Annotated in this window: 12 protein-coding genes; 7 read left to right on the forward strand and 5 right to left on the reverse strand. The window is 60.7% G+C overall.

What is annotated here, in order from left to right; genetic code table 11:
- The first annotated feature begins 252 nt into the window (after positions 1-252).
- Positions 253-720, forward strand: a complete 468-nt coding sequence (locus NCN06_RS08920) for a nitrate reductase associated protein (RefSeq protein WP_226397530.1) — start codon at positions 253-255, stop codon at positions 718-720.
- Here NCN06_RS08920 and NCN06_RS08925 read toward each other — a convergent pair.
- Positions 701-2,932: a nitrate reductase gene (locus tag NCN06_RS08925; RefSeq protein ID WP_226397529.1), complete on the reverse strand. Its 2,232-nt coding sequence runs from the start codon at positions 2,930-2,932 to the stop codon at positions 701-703. The genes NCN06_RS08920 and NCN06_RS08925 overlap by 20 nt on opposite strands.
- An 81-nt stretch (positions 2,933-3,013) precedes the next feature.
- Complete coding sequence (locus tag NCN06_RS08930) at positions 3,014-4,555, reverse strand: NarK family nitrate/nitrite MFS transporter (protein WP_226397528.1); 1,542 nt, start codon at positions 4,553-4,555, stop codon at positions 3,014-3,016.
- Between the two features lie 274 nt (positions 4,556-4,829).
- Between NCN06_RS08930 and NCN06_RS08935 the strand changes: the two genes are divergently transcribed.
- The 3 genes from NCN06_RS08935 to NCN06_RS08945 all read left to right on the forward strand — a co-directional run bounded on the left by NCN06_RS08935 (position 4,830) and on the right by NCN06_RS08945 (position 7,025).
- Complete coding sequence (locus NCN06_RS08935; protein ID WP_226397527.1) at positions 4,830-5,414, forward strand: molybdenum cofactor guanylyltransferase; 585 nt, start codon at positions 4,830-4,832, stop codon at positions 5,412-5,414.
- Positions 5,411-6,454: a GTP 3',8-cyclase MoaA gene (locus tag NCN06_RS08940; protein ID WP_226397526.1), complete on the forward strand. Its 1,044-nt coding sequence runs from the start codon at positions 5,411-5,413 to the stop codon at positions 6,452-6,454. The genes NCN06_RS08935 and NCN06_RS08940 overlap by 4 nt, the downstream gene beginning before the upstream one ends.
- Positions 6,455-6,533: 79 nt before the next feature.
- On the forward strand, positions 6,534-7,025 hold the full coding sequence (locus NCN06_RS08945) for a redox protein (protein WP_226397574.1): 492 nt from the start codon (positions 6,534-6,536) through the stop codon (positions 7,023-7,025).
- Here the strand turns inward: NCN06_RS08945 and NCN06_RS08950 are convergent.
- Genes NCN06_RS08950 through NCN06_RS08960 form a run of 3 tightly spaced genes read right to left on the reverse strand, consistent with a single transcriptional unit; the run spans position 7,013 to position 10,349 of the window.
- Entirely contained in the window at positions 7,013-7,912 is a 900-nt protein-coding gene (locus NCN06_RS08950) for a transglutaminase family protein (RefSeq protein WP_226397525.1), read from the reverse strand. The genes NCN06_RS08945 and NCN06_RS08950 overlap by 13 nt on opposite strands.
- Positions 7,885-8,880, reverse strand: a complete 996-nt coding sequence (locus tag NCN06_RS08955; protein WP_226397524.1) for an alpha-E domain-containing protein — start codon at positions 8,878-8,880, stop codon at positions 7,885-7,887. The genes NCN06_RS08950 and NCN06_RS08955 overlap by 28 nt, the downstream gene beginning before the upstream one ends.
- Positions 8,874-10,349: a circularly permuted type 2 ATP-grasp protein gene (locus tag NCN06_RS08960; RefSeq protein ID WP_226397573.1), complete on the reverse strand. Its 1,476-nt coding sequence runs from the start codon at positions 10,347-10,349 to the stop codon at positions 8,874-8,876. Before NCN06_RS08960 ends, NCN06_RS08955 begins: the two co-directional genes overlap by 7 nt.
- A gap of 315 nt (positions 10,350-10,664) precedes the next feature.
- On the opposite strand from NCN06_RS08960, the gene NCN06_RS08965 reads away from it, so the two are divergent.
- From NCN06_RS08965 to NCN06_RS08970, 3 genes are all read left to right on the forward strand, one after another.
- The gene (locus tag NCN06_RS08965) at positions 10,665-12,095 is read left to right on the forward strand and encodes a sodium:solute symporter family protein (protein WP_226397523.1); all 1,431 of its coding nucleotides are present in this window, start codon (positions 10,665-10,667) and stop codon (positions 12,093-12,095) included.
- Between the two features lie 17 nt (positions 12,096-12,112).
- Entirely contained in the window at positions 12,113-12,241 is a 129-nt protein-coding gene (locus tag NCN06_RS12795) for a hypothetical protein (RefSeq protein ID WP_255614063.1), read from the forward strand.
- Positions 12,242-12,402: 161 nt separating this feature from the next.
- Entirely contained in the window at positions 12,403-13,518 is a 1,116-nt protein-coding gene (locus tag NCN06_RS08970) for an aspartate/ornithine carbamoyltransferase family protein (RefSeq protein WP_226397522.1), read from the forward strand.
- The last annotated feature ends 4 nt before the right edge of the window (positions 13,519-13,522 follow it).

Here is a 13,522-nt window from a genome sequence, read left to right on the forward strand (position 1 = left end):
AGTATGGAAAGAATTGGTGTGAACGACTACTGAATGGGCTGAATTGTGTAGCGGAATTAACAGTTCCTATGGGATCAAAGTCTTGCATTGGATGTTGCTGGAGAGCTTCAGCTGTGACCCATCCGTGGGACATTCCCAGCAACATTCCGAGGGATAGGGCGAAGCGCACAAGCCAAGATTTGTATCAACGTAAACATCTCTGTTTCCGCGGCCTTCTGTTGTCATCATTGACACCAATCAAGGCTTTGGTTGATGTCCAGCCGTTGCGATTCCGCCAGCCATTGCTTTGCCTTTGAGCAGGATTTCATCGGCAACTGGCGCTGCATACCGCTGTGTGTGCGTCGGAAACTTGATCTCTGTGGGGTGAAGTTAAAGCTCAATCACTGGTTGCAACTCTCCAGGGATCAACGTCAAACCCTGGTGGATTGGCCGGATGGGGCCGACGCCCTCGAGCAGCTTCGCCAGCATCTGCGCGATTGCACGAGCGCCATGGCCGATGGCATGGCGAAGGATCTTCCACCGGTCAGCGGCGCCCCCTGGCAACAGTTGGCCGAGCTGCCCGCTGCGGTACAGGAGGCGGCCACGGCGCGAGGTGTGTTGCTGACCCTGGAGCAATGGGCTCAGCTCAGTGAGCTGGATCGCTTTGCGTTGTGCAAGTTGGCCCGGCCGGGGCACGATCACCACAACCTTGAAGCAGCCTTCAGCGAAGTGCTGGTGTGAGTAGCCGGCGCAGTGCCTCCAGCTTTCCTTTTTGCTGCTCGACGGGCTTCACCACCGAGACGGCCGGAGCCACGATCACCGCGCAGGCCTTGAGTTCCGGCTGCTTCGATACCGGGCAGGCCTCGTCATGCATCAGGGTGTTGGCCTCGCAGGCCTTCTCCTGGGTGAATCCCCAGTGCATTGGCAGAAAGACCGATCCACGCCGAATGCGATCGGTGACCTTCACGGTCGCGGTGAGGTGACCGCGGCGCGAGCTGATCGCTGCCAGTTCGCCGTTGCGCAGTTTTAGATCCTGAGCGTCACCGGGGTGAATCTCCAGCAGCGGCTCGGGATGCTGTTTCATCAGCCGTTCCACCTTCCCTGTGCGGGTCATGGTGTGCCACTGCCCCAGATAGCGGCCCACCGTCAGTACCAGGGGGTAGGTCTCGCAGGGGGGTTCCGCCAGCCCGAGCGGTTGATCGGTGCTGAAGCGGGCGCGTTTGTTCGGGGTGGGGAACTGATGGTCTTCGTAGAGGCGTTTCGCTGCTGCGCTGGGGCTGCTGCCGTGGGGGTACGGCCACTGCTGTGGACCGTCCTGTTCAAGCAGCGCATGGCTCAGGCCACTGACGTCACAGAGGCGCCCTCGGGTCAGTTCGGTGAATTCGGCGTAAACCTCAGCCGCTGAATCGAAGCTGAATTGTTCGGTGTAGCCCAAGCGGCGTCCCACGTCAGCGAAGACCTCCCAGTCGGGCCGGCTTTCGCCGAAGCGGCGTCGATAGGCCGGGCAATAGGTCACCCGTCGTTCGGAATTGGTCATGGCACCGGCCTTCTCACTCCACTGGGCTGCGGGTAAAAGCAGGTGGGCGTAATGGGACGTTTCAGAGTCGGCATAGGCCTCGCTCACCACCACCAGCGGGCACTTGTTCATGGCTGACTTCACCCGGTCGAGATCCGGGAGGCTGACCAGGGGGTTGGTGGCGGCCACCCACCACAGATCCAGCGCGCCCTGTTCCATTGCTTCGATCTGCTGCCAGGCCGCTAATCCAGGCTTGGCGTTGATCCTTCCTTCTGGCAGCCGCCAGGCCTGTTCCACTGCGGCACGGTGCTCCGCGTTGGCCACCAAGCGGTAGCCCGGCAGCAGATGCGCCAAGCCTCCAGCCTCACGCCCGCCCATGGCATTTGGTTGGCCGGTGAGGGAAAACGGGCCCGCTCCTTCCTTGCCGATCTGGCCGGTGAGCAGATGCAGATTGATCAACCCCTGCACCACTGCTGTTCCTTCCCGGCGTTGGTTCACCCCCATTGACCAGAGGCTGAGCACCTTTTCGCGCCGGTGGAACAGAGCGGCCACTTCCCGCAGGCGTTTTTCGGGGATGTTGCAGAACAGGGCAACCCGTCTCGGTGTCCAGCGGGCGGCGACGTCAAAAAAGGCGTCGTAATTCTCGGTGTGGTCGTCGATGAAAGCTGGGTCCTGGCCGTTCTCGCGGAGCACCAGGTGGGCAATGCCGTGAAGCAGGGCCAGGTCGCTGCCTGGTGCAATCGGCAAGTGAATATCGGCGGCTTTGGCCGTGTCGGTGCGGCGTGGATCCACCACCACGATGGTGACGCTGCCAGGGTTTTTTCGTTTCCGCTTCAGAAGACGCTGGAACAGCACCGGGTGGCACTCGGCGGTGTTGGTTCCGATCAGAAACGCCACTGAGCAGTGGTCGAGATCCTCGTAGCTGCAGGGGGGGCCATCGGAGCCCAGGCTGCGGGTGTAGCCCGCCACTGCTGAGCTCATGCACAGCCGCGAGTTGGCATCAAAATTGTTGGTGCCCAGTGCGCCTTTCAGCAGTTTCTGGGCCAGGTAGTAGTCCTCGGTGTGGAACTGGCCGGAGCCGTACATGGCGATGCCATCGGCATTGCCGCGCTGGGTCACGCTTGCCTGAATCTGTCCGGTGATTTTGTCGAGGGCCTCGTCCCAGCTGATCGGTGCGAAGTCGTCCTCGAGCGTTTCGCGGAATAGGGGTTGGCGCAGTCGTCCTTGGGCCAGGGTTTCGCCAACCGTGGCGCCCTTGATGCAGACCTGACCAAGACTGGAGGGATGCTCGCGGTCGCCGCGGGCGGTCCACATTGGATTGCCTTCACCATCCCGCTTCACGGCTTGACCCTTCACAGCAGGTGGGAGCAGCTCCAGGCCACAGCCCACGCCGCAGTAGGGGCACTGGCTGCGCACGCTGCGGGGGGATTTCGCCATGCAGGAACCAAAAAAGAACAAGACCCGGAGCGGAAGCTCCGGGTCGTTGCGCAGCAATGCGTTGCTGCTGAGGCTGATGGATCAGGCCGTTTCGCCTTCGTGCAGCTCTGCGAAGGAGCCCTTGGGCTCCTTGAGGAAGAAGAAGCAGAAGAAGGCCACGACCAAACCTGCGACGCCCAGGATCTGGAAGAAGGCGCTGTTGGAGGCAGCAATCACCTCGGGGGTGGGTTCGCCGCCGCCGCCCATCCACATCGGCAGGAGGCTGAAGATGGTCAGGTAGGTCACAGCACCAACGTTGCCGTAGGCACCGACCAGACCGGCCACCTGACCGGTGACGCGACGCTTGACCAGGGGCACCAGCGCGAAGGTGGCGCCTTCACCGGACTGCACGAAGAAGGAGGCGAGCATGGTGATCACCACGGCAACGGCGATGCCGGTGGTGCCGGTGAAGGTGCCCGGCTTGATCATGCTCATCACCAGGTAGCCCACGCCGAGACCGGCGGTGAGGAAGCCCATGGTGTTCTTGCGGCTGCCGACGCGGTCGGAGATCAGACCACCGGCAGGGCGGGCCACCAGGTTCACGAAAGCGAAGCAGGAGGCCAGGATTCCGGCGGTGGCCTTCGGCAGATCGAAGGTGGTTTCAAAGAAGGTGGGCAGCATCGAAACCACGGCCAGTTCGGAACCGAAGTTCACGATGTACGTGAGCTCGAGGATCGCCACCTGGCGGAACTCATAGCGGTCTTCTTTGGGATAAACCTTGTTGCCAAGAATCAGATCGCGGTTGGTGCGGATGATTCCCCAGGTTTGGAAGGCAAACCAGACGGCGACGGCACCGAGGGCCAGCGGATAGGTGCTTGCGGTGAGGAAGCCCACCTTGCCGAGACGCCAGCAGAGCACGCAGAGGATGGCTGCGAAGGGCACGTTCATGCCGAGCAGGCCCCAGAAGTCGCGCATAGAGGTGACTTCCAGGCCTGCGGTCTTCTCAGGCCGCTGGTAGGTCTTGCCGGGGGGTGTGTCCGTGACGTTGAAGAAGTAGAAGAAGCCGTAGGCAGCCGAAACGATGCCGGTGAGGGCGATCGCACCGCGCCAGTTCAGAACAGCACCGGTCGGCAGTTCGAAACCACCGGAGAAGGAGAGGAAGCCGGCGAGGGCCACCATCGTGAGGGCGGAGAAGGCGGAGCCGAAGTTGCCCCAGCCGCCGTAGATCCCTTCCGCGAGGCCGATTTCCTTAGGAGGGAACCACTCGGCCACCATTCGGATGCCGATCACGAAGCCGGCGCCCACGATGGAGAGCAGCAGACGTGCCACCACCAGTTGGTTGAAGTCCTGAGCGGACGCAAACAGCAGGCAGGGAAAGGCTGAGAAGACCAGGATCGAGGAATAGGTGACCCGGGGTCCGAATTTGTCCAGAAGCATGCCAATCAGCACGCGAGCCGGGATGGTGAGGGCCACATTGCAGATGGCCACAGTGCGGATCTGACCAACGGTCAATCCGAGGTCCGCTTTCACAGTGGTGGCCAGAGGGGCCAAGTTGAACCAGACCACGAAGGTCAGGAAGAAGGCGATCCAGGTCAGGTGAAGGGTTCGATACCTGCCCTGGAACGACCAGAGGTCGCCAAGCATTGAGAAGAAGAAGTGAAACCTCGGGCGTCAAAACGAAGGGTGCCCGGGGATGGCAAAACGGTCGAAAAGAAGATCCGTTTAACTCGCGCAGTTAATCAATTCGTCGGGCCACTCTTTGGTCAGATTGGTTACCAATTTCTGTTTTTGTGTTCCCCTGCAAACATCAATGGAGCTGATTGATTGGATCAGGTGTTCTTGTGCCTGGATGATTTGGTAGCGGTTGCAACTTTTTTAGGTTGTTGGACTTCGCTGGTGCAGATTGTTGATCAGAGATGTGAACCAAGGCTTGCGGGTTTGTTTGCTCAGTGGCGGTAGCAGCCGTCGCATGGGGCGTGACAAAGCGCTGTTGCCCCATCCATCCGGTGGTGTTTGGCTCACCGCGTTGGTCGACCAGCTGCTGCCTTTGGGGTATCCGGTGCAGGTGTTGAGTCGCCATCGCGAGCATGCAGAGGTGCTGGGGCTCCGACCCGGATGTTCCGTGCTGTTGGAGCCCCCTCCTTGGAATGGCCCCCTGCAGGCGCTTGCCAGGGTGCTGCCGCTTCCGCCCGGGGAGGCGTTGCTGGTGCTTCCGGTGGACATGCCGCGCTTGCGGACGGCTGTATTTCTTCAGCTCATCGCGGCCTGGAACCGTGCTCCTGAGCAGGCAGCGGTGGCCCATGACGGTATGCGGCTGCAGCCGTTGTTGGCGGTGATTCCTTCAGGCTCCCCCTTTCGCTCCTGTCTCGATCAGCAATTGCAACGTGGAGAGTTGCGCTGGATGGACTGGTTGATGCGTGTTCCTCATCAGTCGGTGCAGTTGCCTGCAGAGGCTCTGCTGAATGCCAATTGCTCAGCAGATCTGTCAGCGTTGGAAGGATGAGCACCTCGCTGCCGCTCGCAGATCGTTTCAACCGGCCCCTCGGAGTACTGCGGCTGTCGCTGACGGCTCGCTGCAATCTCGCTTGTCCGTACTGCCGTCCGGATGTGGATGATCCCCCTGGCTTGCTCACGCTTGAGCAGCAGATGCGCGTTATTCGTGTCGCCTCGCGCCTTGGAACCCAAACGCTACGGCTCACGGGTGGAGAGCCGTTGTTGAGCCGTCGGTTGTTGCCCTTGCTTGAGGCGGTGGCGCAGGCCCGGAGGCGTCGATCAGATCCCATAGCAGGTCTTGAAGTGGTGGCGCTTACCAGCAATGGGGTTTTGCTTTCGGAACCGATGGCTCGGTCGCTGCGCGCAGCAGGGTTGAATCGCATCACCATCAGCTTGGATGCAGCAGAAGGGGAGGCAGCAGCGCGCATGGCTGGTCTCCAGGGTGGCGCTGTCGCCGGTGAACGGTTGGTGCGCAAGGTGCAGGACGGCATTTCGGCGGCTCGTGCCGCTGGTTTTGACCCCTCGGCCGGTGAACTCAAGCTCAACGCCGTGATCCAACGGGGGATGAATGATGATCAACTTCTTCCCTTGGCCGGTTTGGCGCGGCAGCAGGGGGTGGAGCTGCGCTTGATTGAGTTCATGGATGTGGGCAACCGCAACCAGTGGAGGCTGGACCAGGTGCTGCCGGCGGCGCAGATGGTGGAGCGCATTCACGCCCGTTGGCCGCTCGAACCCCTGGGGCGCCCCAGGGGTGGCACGGCACAGCGTTGGAACTATTGCGATGGTGCCGGATCCATCGGTGTGATCGCCTCCATCAGTGAGCCGTTCTGTGGAGATTGCAACCGGTTGCGTGTCACCGCCGATGGGCAGGCGTTCACCTGTTTGTTCTCCGCTCATGGCATGGATCTCAAGCCTGTGCTCTCGTCGGAGCCTTGCCTCGAGCAGGCCATACGCGATCTTTGGCAGCGGCGCCAAGACCGCTACAGCGAGGAGCGTGATCCAGAGGCCGGTGCGTCAACGCATGCGGAGATGGCGTATCTGGGGGGCTGAACCGTTGTGATCGTCACCGTTTTTGAGTGAGGCTCCAGGTACAACAGGTCAGCTGAAGGATCTTCAAGGATCCATCGAGATGTTCGAACTGCTGGCCTACGAGCGCTTTCGCGACACCCCATCGGTTCGTTTTTTCGACGTGACTGTGGACACCTCGAACGCGCGTGACTTGGTGATTCACAGCGGTCCTGCGGTGTCGCCACCCAACGACCCTGAGAGTGGAGCCTGGCAGTTTTATTTGCATCCCCATCAGGAAGACAATTTGCTGGCGGCGAGTGGCGGGAGAACCTTCTTTTTGGTGAATCTGGCCTGGGAGGAGCCGTTTCACATCGTTCGGCTGGAAAGTGGTGGTGACATCCTTCGCATTCCCCCCGGCACCTTCCACCGCTCGATTTCCGATCCCGACGGCTCCGTCGTTCTGAACCAGGCGGTCCGTGAGGAGGGCGTCTCTCTTGTGCGGGAATTTCGGGTCTACAACAGCGCCGAGATCCCGGCCTTGATGGCTGCAACCCATAGCTCTGCTCGGAGGCCCCAGTTGCATGGGGTGGAACCTCTGCTTCAGGCGGCCTGAACGAGGTTGTGTTGTGAGTTCTCCGTTCCGGAGGCTTCGTCGTTGATCTGAATCTGCCAATTCAGCTCACTCGCTGTTCCTGGGGGGCCGCTGAAGCTGCCGCTCACGGCCGCGGTTAGTTCCGGTTTGGAGGAGGTGGCTAGCACCACATAGCGCTCGGTGACCTCCTTGCCGGCACTGGGGTCAAAGCCTCTCCAGCCCGCTCCAGGTAGGTAGACCTCCGCCCAGGCATGGAGGTCGTACTCGTTCGGGGGAGGTTGCTGCAGTTGATATCCGCTCACGAATCGGGCCGGAAGACCCACCACGCGGCAGCAGGCCACCATCAGCATGGCCAGATCTCGGCAAGAGCCGATTCGCTCGCGCAGGGTTCGGCCCGCTGGCCAGGCCGGCCCCACATGGCGTTGGGTGTATTTCACCCGCTCTTGAATCAGTTCAATGAGTTGATTCAGAAAGGCAAGGGTCTGTTGGTTGCTGCCCATCAGCGCTTCCTGGGTGAGGTCGATGGCTGCGGGTTCGTGCTGGCCATTGGGCAACCAGCCTTCTAAGGCGCCCTGCAGATCACTGTTGAGTTGGCCCCGCGGGTAGGGCAGTGGTGGTTCGAGTCCGTTGAAGCAGCTCTGCAGCGGTGGTGCCGGCCGGGTTTCCACCAGACTGCGGGCCTCAAAGACGAGTTGCTCGGTGCTGCCAAGAAAGTGGAGCCGTTGGATTTCGTCGCCGCTGGCGGCCACCAGTTCCCGACGTTGCTCAGGTTCAGGCAGCACGCTGAGGTGATGGTCCAGCAGGGTCTGGAACCCCTGTCCCCTGGGTTTCAGACAGAGGCGATGCTCCCCCAGAACGACCCTGGCCTCATACCGATACGTCAGGCGGTGAACGATGAGAGCGCGCATGCTGGATCGGTGGGAGTGGAACGGAGGTCGGCGCTGGTGAAGTAGCGGGTCTGGATCAGGATGTGGAGTTGATTGAGGTCCTGTTGAAGCCGGTCAATCGCTTCATGCAGACCGGATTCGATCAGGTTGTCGATCCTCACGTAGCTCCAGCGGGCCAAGAGCTGGCCGCGTAAGCAGTCGAGATCATCTGGCGTGTCTTGGCTCGGGTGCTGCTGGATCTGTTGCAAGGTGTCGCTGATGCCCTGGAGGCAGTAGCGCACCGACCGAGGAAAGAATGGATCCAGCAGCAAAAAGCGGGCCACCGATGCGGGGCTGATCGCTTGTTGGACGCTCTGGCGGTACATCTGATACGCGCCCGCCGTGCGCAGCAGGGTGATCCACTGCAGTTCATCCAGCACCCCGCCGACCTCCTCGGTGGACGGCAGCAGCAGGAAGTATTTGACGTCGAGGATGCGGGAGGTTTTGTCAGCGCGTTCGATCAGACGTCCCAGCTGGCTGAACAGCCAGCTCAGATCGCGGCTCAGTGTGGTGTCGGTGATCCCGTACACAAGCTGGCAGCCGCGGCGGATGATCTGCAGTTGCTCCTGCACGGGTTCCCGCCAGATGTCTTCGTCGTCTTGCAGGCTCCAGTGCAGATCATTGATCTGCTCCCACATTTCCGTGGTGATCACATCCCTGATCTGCCTTGCATTTTCCCGAGCCATCGCAATGCAGCTCACGATGCTGTTGGGATTGCTGCGGTCCAGCAGTAGGAAGCGCACCACTTGTTTGGGAGTGGCATCGGGATAGGCCACGTCGAAGCTGTTCCGATCCCCTGTCACCTCCACCAACGGCAACCATGGTTCTGCGCTCCCCGGAGGACAGTCCAGAGCCATCGCTTCACTTACTTCCAGAAAACGCGAGATGTTTTCGGCGCGTTCCAGATAACGGTTGATCCAGTAGAGCGAATCGGCAACGCGACTCAACACGGCACAGCCTCCTTTGGCTGCGGTGCCGACATCCGTTGGTCGTCGACGATCCAGGTGTCCTTACAGCCGCCCCCTTGGGATGAATTCACCACCAGTGAGCCCCGCTTGAGGGCCACCCGCGTCAGCCCCCCTGGGCTCACCCAGCTGTTTGAGCCGCGCAGCACATAGGGGCGCAGATCCACGTGGCAGGGATACAGCTCACCGTCACTGAGGGATGGCACGGTGGAGAGCTGCAGTGTGGGCTGCGCGATGAAGTTGCGGGGATTCGCACGGATCTTGGTGTCGAAGTCAGCCAGTTCCGATCGGCTGGCCTGGGGGCCGATCAGCATTCCGTAGCCCCCGGCTTCCGCCACCGATTTCACCACCAGTTGCTCGAGGTGGTCGAGCACATAGCGCTGATCGTCGGGCCGGGCACAGAGATAGGTGGGAACGTTCTCGATGATCGGCTCCTCATCGAGGTAGTAGCGGATCATTGCCGGCACATGGGCGTAGATCAGCTTGTCGTCGGCGACGCCGGTGCCGGGGGCATTGGCGATGGCGACCCGTCCTTGCCTAAGCACGTCGATCAGGCCCGGCACCCCCAGCATCGAGTCCTGCCGGAACACGGTGGGATCGAGAAAATCGTCGTCGATACGGCGGTAGATCACATCCACGGGCTTGAGCCCGTTGGTGCTGCGCATCCACACCCGGCCGTCTTCGCAGACCAGGTCCCGTCCCTCAACCAGTGCAATGCCCATCTGCTGGGCCAGATAGCTGTGCTCGAAATAGGCGCTGTTGAACACCCCGGGCGTCAGGATTGCCACGCGAGGGCTTTCACTCCAGGGCGCCAGGTCCTGAAGGGTGCGCAGCAGATGGGAGGGATAGGCGTCGATCGGTTGAACGGCACGGCCCTCGAACAGGCCAGGGAACAACCGTTTCATCACCCGACGATTCTCGAGGAAGTAGGCCACCCCTGACGGGCAGCGCAGGTTGTCTTCTAGGACACGCCAGGTGCCATTGCCGTCGCGGATCAGGTCGAGTCCGGAGATGTGGCACCAGCGGTTGAGGGGCAGGCTGATGCCCTGCATCTGAGGTCGCCAGCCGGAGGAACTTTCCACGTCTTCCCGCGGGATCACACCGTCGTTGAGGATCTGCTGCGGGCCGTAGATGTCGGCGAGGAAGCAGTCGATGGCTTCCAGGCGTTGCAGCAGTCCCCGCTCCAGGTTGATCCAGTCGCTGCGGCCGATCAGTCGGGGCAAGGGATCGAAAGGAAGAATCCGTTCACTGCCCTTGAGGCCGGAATCGTTCAGGCGGAACGTGGCACCGAGGCGACGCAGCAGCTGGCTGGCGGAGGCATGACTGCGGTTGAGCTCGGGCAATCCCATCTGCCCCAGCGATGCAAGCAGGGTGGCCAGATCGTCGCGAGGCCTCGCCGTGTCACTGCAGAAATATTCGTCGAAGCCGACCGTGGGTTTGTAGTCGGTGAACATTCCGATGGTCTGGGCACATTTCATCCAAGGCGTCGCCCCAACCCCCTCGGGTTGTAGTTGCTACACATTCCGCAATTTCAGGTGACAGGGCGCTGATCGCTTGATGTTTGCGTATCCGAAGGCACCTGAATCGAGGGCGAAGGGCCAGGCGGGGAAGACTCTTTTGCTTATCTGTTTCTGGAGTTCAAAGGGTCTTCGCTTTGGATGAATTGCTCTGGGCGCGACTGATCTTTGCCCTCGGTGCCGTTGTTACTGCGGCGACGGTGGTGATGATTCTGCGCGGACATCTTTATTGGAACCGCAGGGGGTCGACGGATGTCCGCTGACTCGGTTCCCTTCCTCCAGCCCGGGATCGCCTGGGCGCTGGTGGTGTTGTTCTCCGTTCTCTGGGTTGCCCTCGGGATTGCTTGGGGTCGGCGCGGTCAAGGCAATGCCGATGACTACATGCTGGCGGGGCGCAACATCGGGCTGGCCCTGAGCACCGCCACGTTGATGGCCTCCTGGGTCACCGGCAACACCACGTTGCTTGCCCCTGAATTCGGCTACAAGACCGGGCTTTGGGGCATGTTCAGCTATGCCCTGGCAGGGCTTGGACTGATCCTGTTTGCTCCCCTGGCTTCGCGGATCAAGCAGGTGATGCCCAACGGACGCACCAGCGGCGATTTCATTCGGTTGCGTTACGGGCGGCTGGCGTGGTGGGTGTTCATGGTGATCACCGCTATTTACACCCTGGGTTTTTTGATGACCCAGGCGATGGGTGCCGGACTGCTGCTGCAGGCCCTTTCAGGCTTCAATTACCACGTGGGGATGGTGGTGGTGATTGGTGTCGCCACGCTCTACACCCTGTTCGGTGGGATGCGGGCCGTGATCGGCACCGATTTCATCCAGTCGCTCTTGATCATGGTGCTGTTGGCGGTGGTGGCGGTGCTCGCTTTCCGGCAATTCCCGATGCCCGAGGTGCATGCCTCGTTGCTTGCCCGGCATCCCGATCGGCTCGATCTGCTGTTGCCTGCTGGTTTGTTGATCGCGTGGAATTCTGCCCTCTTCTCGATGGGCGAGGTGTTTCACAACAACATCTGGTGGTCTCGGGTCTTCGCTAGCCGTCGCTCGGTGGTGATGACCTCCTTTGTGTTGGGGGGGGTCGCCTGGATGAGCGTGCCGATGGTGACGGGCTCCATCGGGCTGGTGGCATTGGCGCGTGAGTTGCCTCTCGAGCAGGTGAACATGGTGTTCCCAGTGATGGCAGCTGATCTGCTCGGCGCCGGCGGCGCTGCTCTGGTGTTTGTGGTGGTGTTTGCGTCGCTCACCTCCACCCTGGATTCGCTGTTGGCATCCACCGCCGATCTTCTGGCGGAGGATGTGTACTTCCGCCTGTTGCGGCCCCAAGCCAGTGACCTGCAGCTCAAGCAGGCTGCGCGGCTGATGGTGGTGGGGTTGGCGGTCGTCACGTTGGCGCTGTCCTGGCCGCGGCTTGATTCTTTGGCGTCGGTGCTGTTCTTCACCGGTGCCCTGGTGGCCTCCACGGTCTGGCCAGTGGCCTGCGGCCTGTACTGGCGCACGGCCAATCGCACGGCTGCCATTGCGGCCATGCTCGCCGGCAGCGTTGTTGGCCTGCTCGCTTATGTGCTGATAGCGCCTTACTGCGCCGCTGTGTTTTCGGCGGCCGTATCAGCAGTCGTGATGCTGATCGGCAGTCGCACGTGGCCGGAAAGGTTTGACTTTACTTTGTTGCAGGAGGAGGGATGATCCAAAGTCTTTTTTTGATGGCCAGCCTTGTTGGACTCTCCGGCTTTCAGTTTCTGCTGGTGGCCAGTCAGCTTGCCTTGGTGCTGTCTGTGTTCGTGTTGCTACTGATTTGGTGGGTTGAGTGGCGGAACGGTCGTGTGTGGTGACGGCTGCAGGTATTAGTAACCAGCTGAACATTTTTTCCGGATCTTTGCTTAAGAAGCTGTTTCTTCGTGGACGAAGGGGTGTTGTTGTTGTTACCGGTAAAAGATGTAGTTCTTGGCCTTAGCACTCGGTTTGGCAAACAGAGTGTTGATCCGATTTAGCTATGGCACATGCAAATTCAGCAGTAGTTGAAGCGTCGTCGGTACAGATTCGGTTTCAGCCGATGGGTCCCGATGTCTATGGCCAGAACCAACCCCAGGAGCTGCTGGCTGCGATTGCCGAGGACGGAGAGCCGTTGCTGGATCTGGTGAATCAGCATGTGGTGTCGATCCAACCGTTTCGACCCGAGGCCTTGTTGCAGGTGTTTCGGCTGGCGGCGAAATTCGAGAGCAATCCAGATCGGTATTGCCGCCACAACACGCCCCTGACCGGCAAGATTCTGATTAACGCGTTTTACGAGCCGAGCACGCGCACCCGTCTCTCTTTTGACAGTGCCTGGCATCGCCTTGGTGGCAGCTCGATCAACATCACCGACAGAGCTACCACCGGGATTGCCAAGGGCGAGTCCCTTGAAGATGTCGCCCACATGTTCAACAACTACGGCGATTGCGTGGTGCTTCGGGACAGCGATCCCGGTGCTGTTTATGCGATGACGTCAACTCTGCGAATCCCGATCATTAATGCCGGCAATGGCATTGATGAACATCCGACTCAGGCAATGGCGGATCTGTACACCATCTTCAAGTGGCGGCCCAAGCTCGCTGAAGTTGAGGTGGCTGCGGCTGATCGGATTCGCATCGGAATCGTCGGGATTCCATCGCGGATGCGAACGGTTCGCTCACTGCTGAGGATCCTGGCCAAATTCCCGCAGACCGTGGATGAGGTGGTGGTGATTCATGCTCCCGGGCTGGAGTCGGATCTGCAGTTGTTTGACCCTGGGCAGTTGGAGGAGCTCGAGGCTTGCGGCATGAAGGTGCGCTGCAGCACCGATCTACAGGCTGAAGTGCCCGATCTGGATGTCATTTACATCAACGCCATCGCCTGGGTTGGCGATACCTATGAAGTGCACGGGAGAGGATTTCGCCTCACCCGCGACATGCCGTTCAAGCCTGAAGCGATCGTGCTTCATCCCTTGGCGCGGGGAGCGGAACTGAGCACCTGCCTTGATGACACACCCCACAACTGGTATTTCAGCCAGGCCAGGGGAGCTGTGTTCCTGCGGATGGCACTGCTCACCTGCATGGTGAACCGGGCCGAACGCGTCATGGATGTCGTCTGAGCGA

It is taken from the genome of Synechococcus sp. MU1648 (genome assembly GCF_023630615.1).
GTDB lineage: Bacteria > Cyanobacteriota > Cyanobacteriia > PCC-6307 > Cyanobiaceae > Parasynechococcus.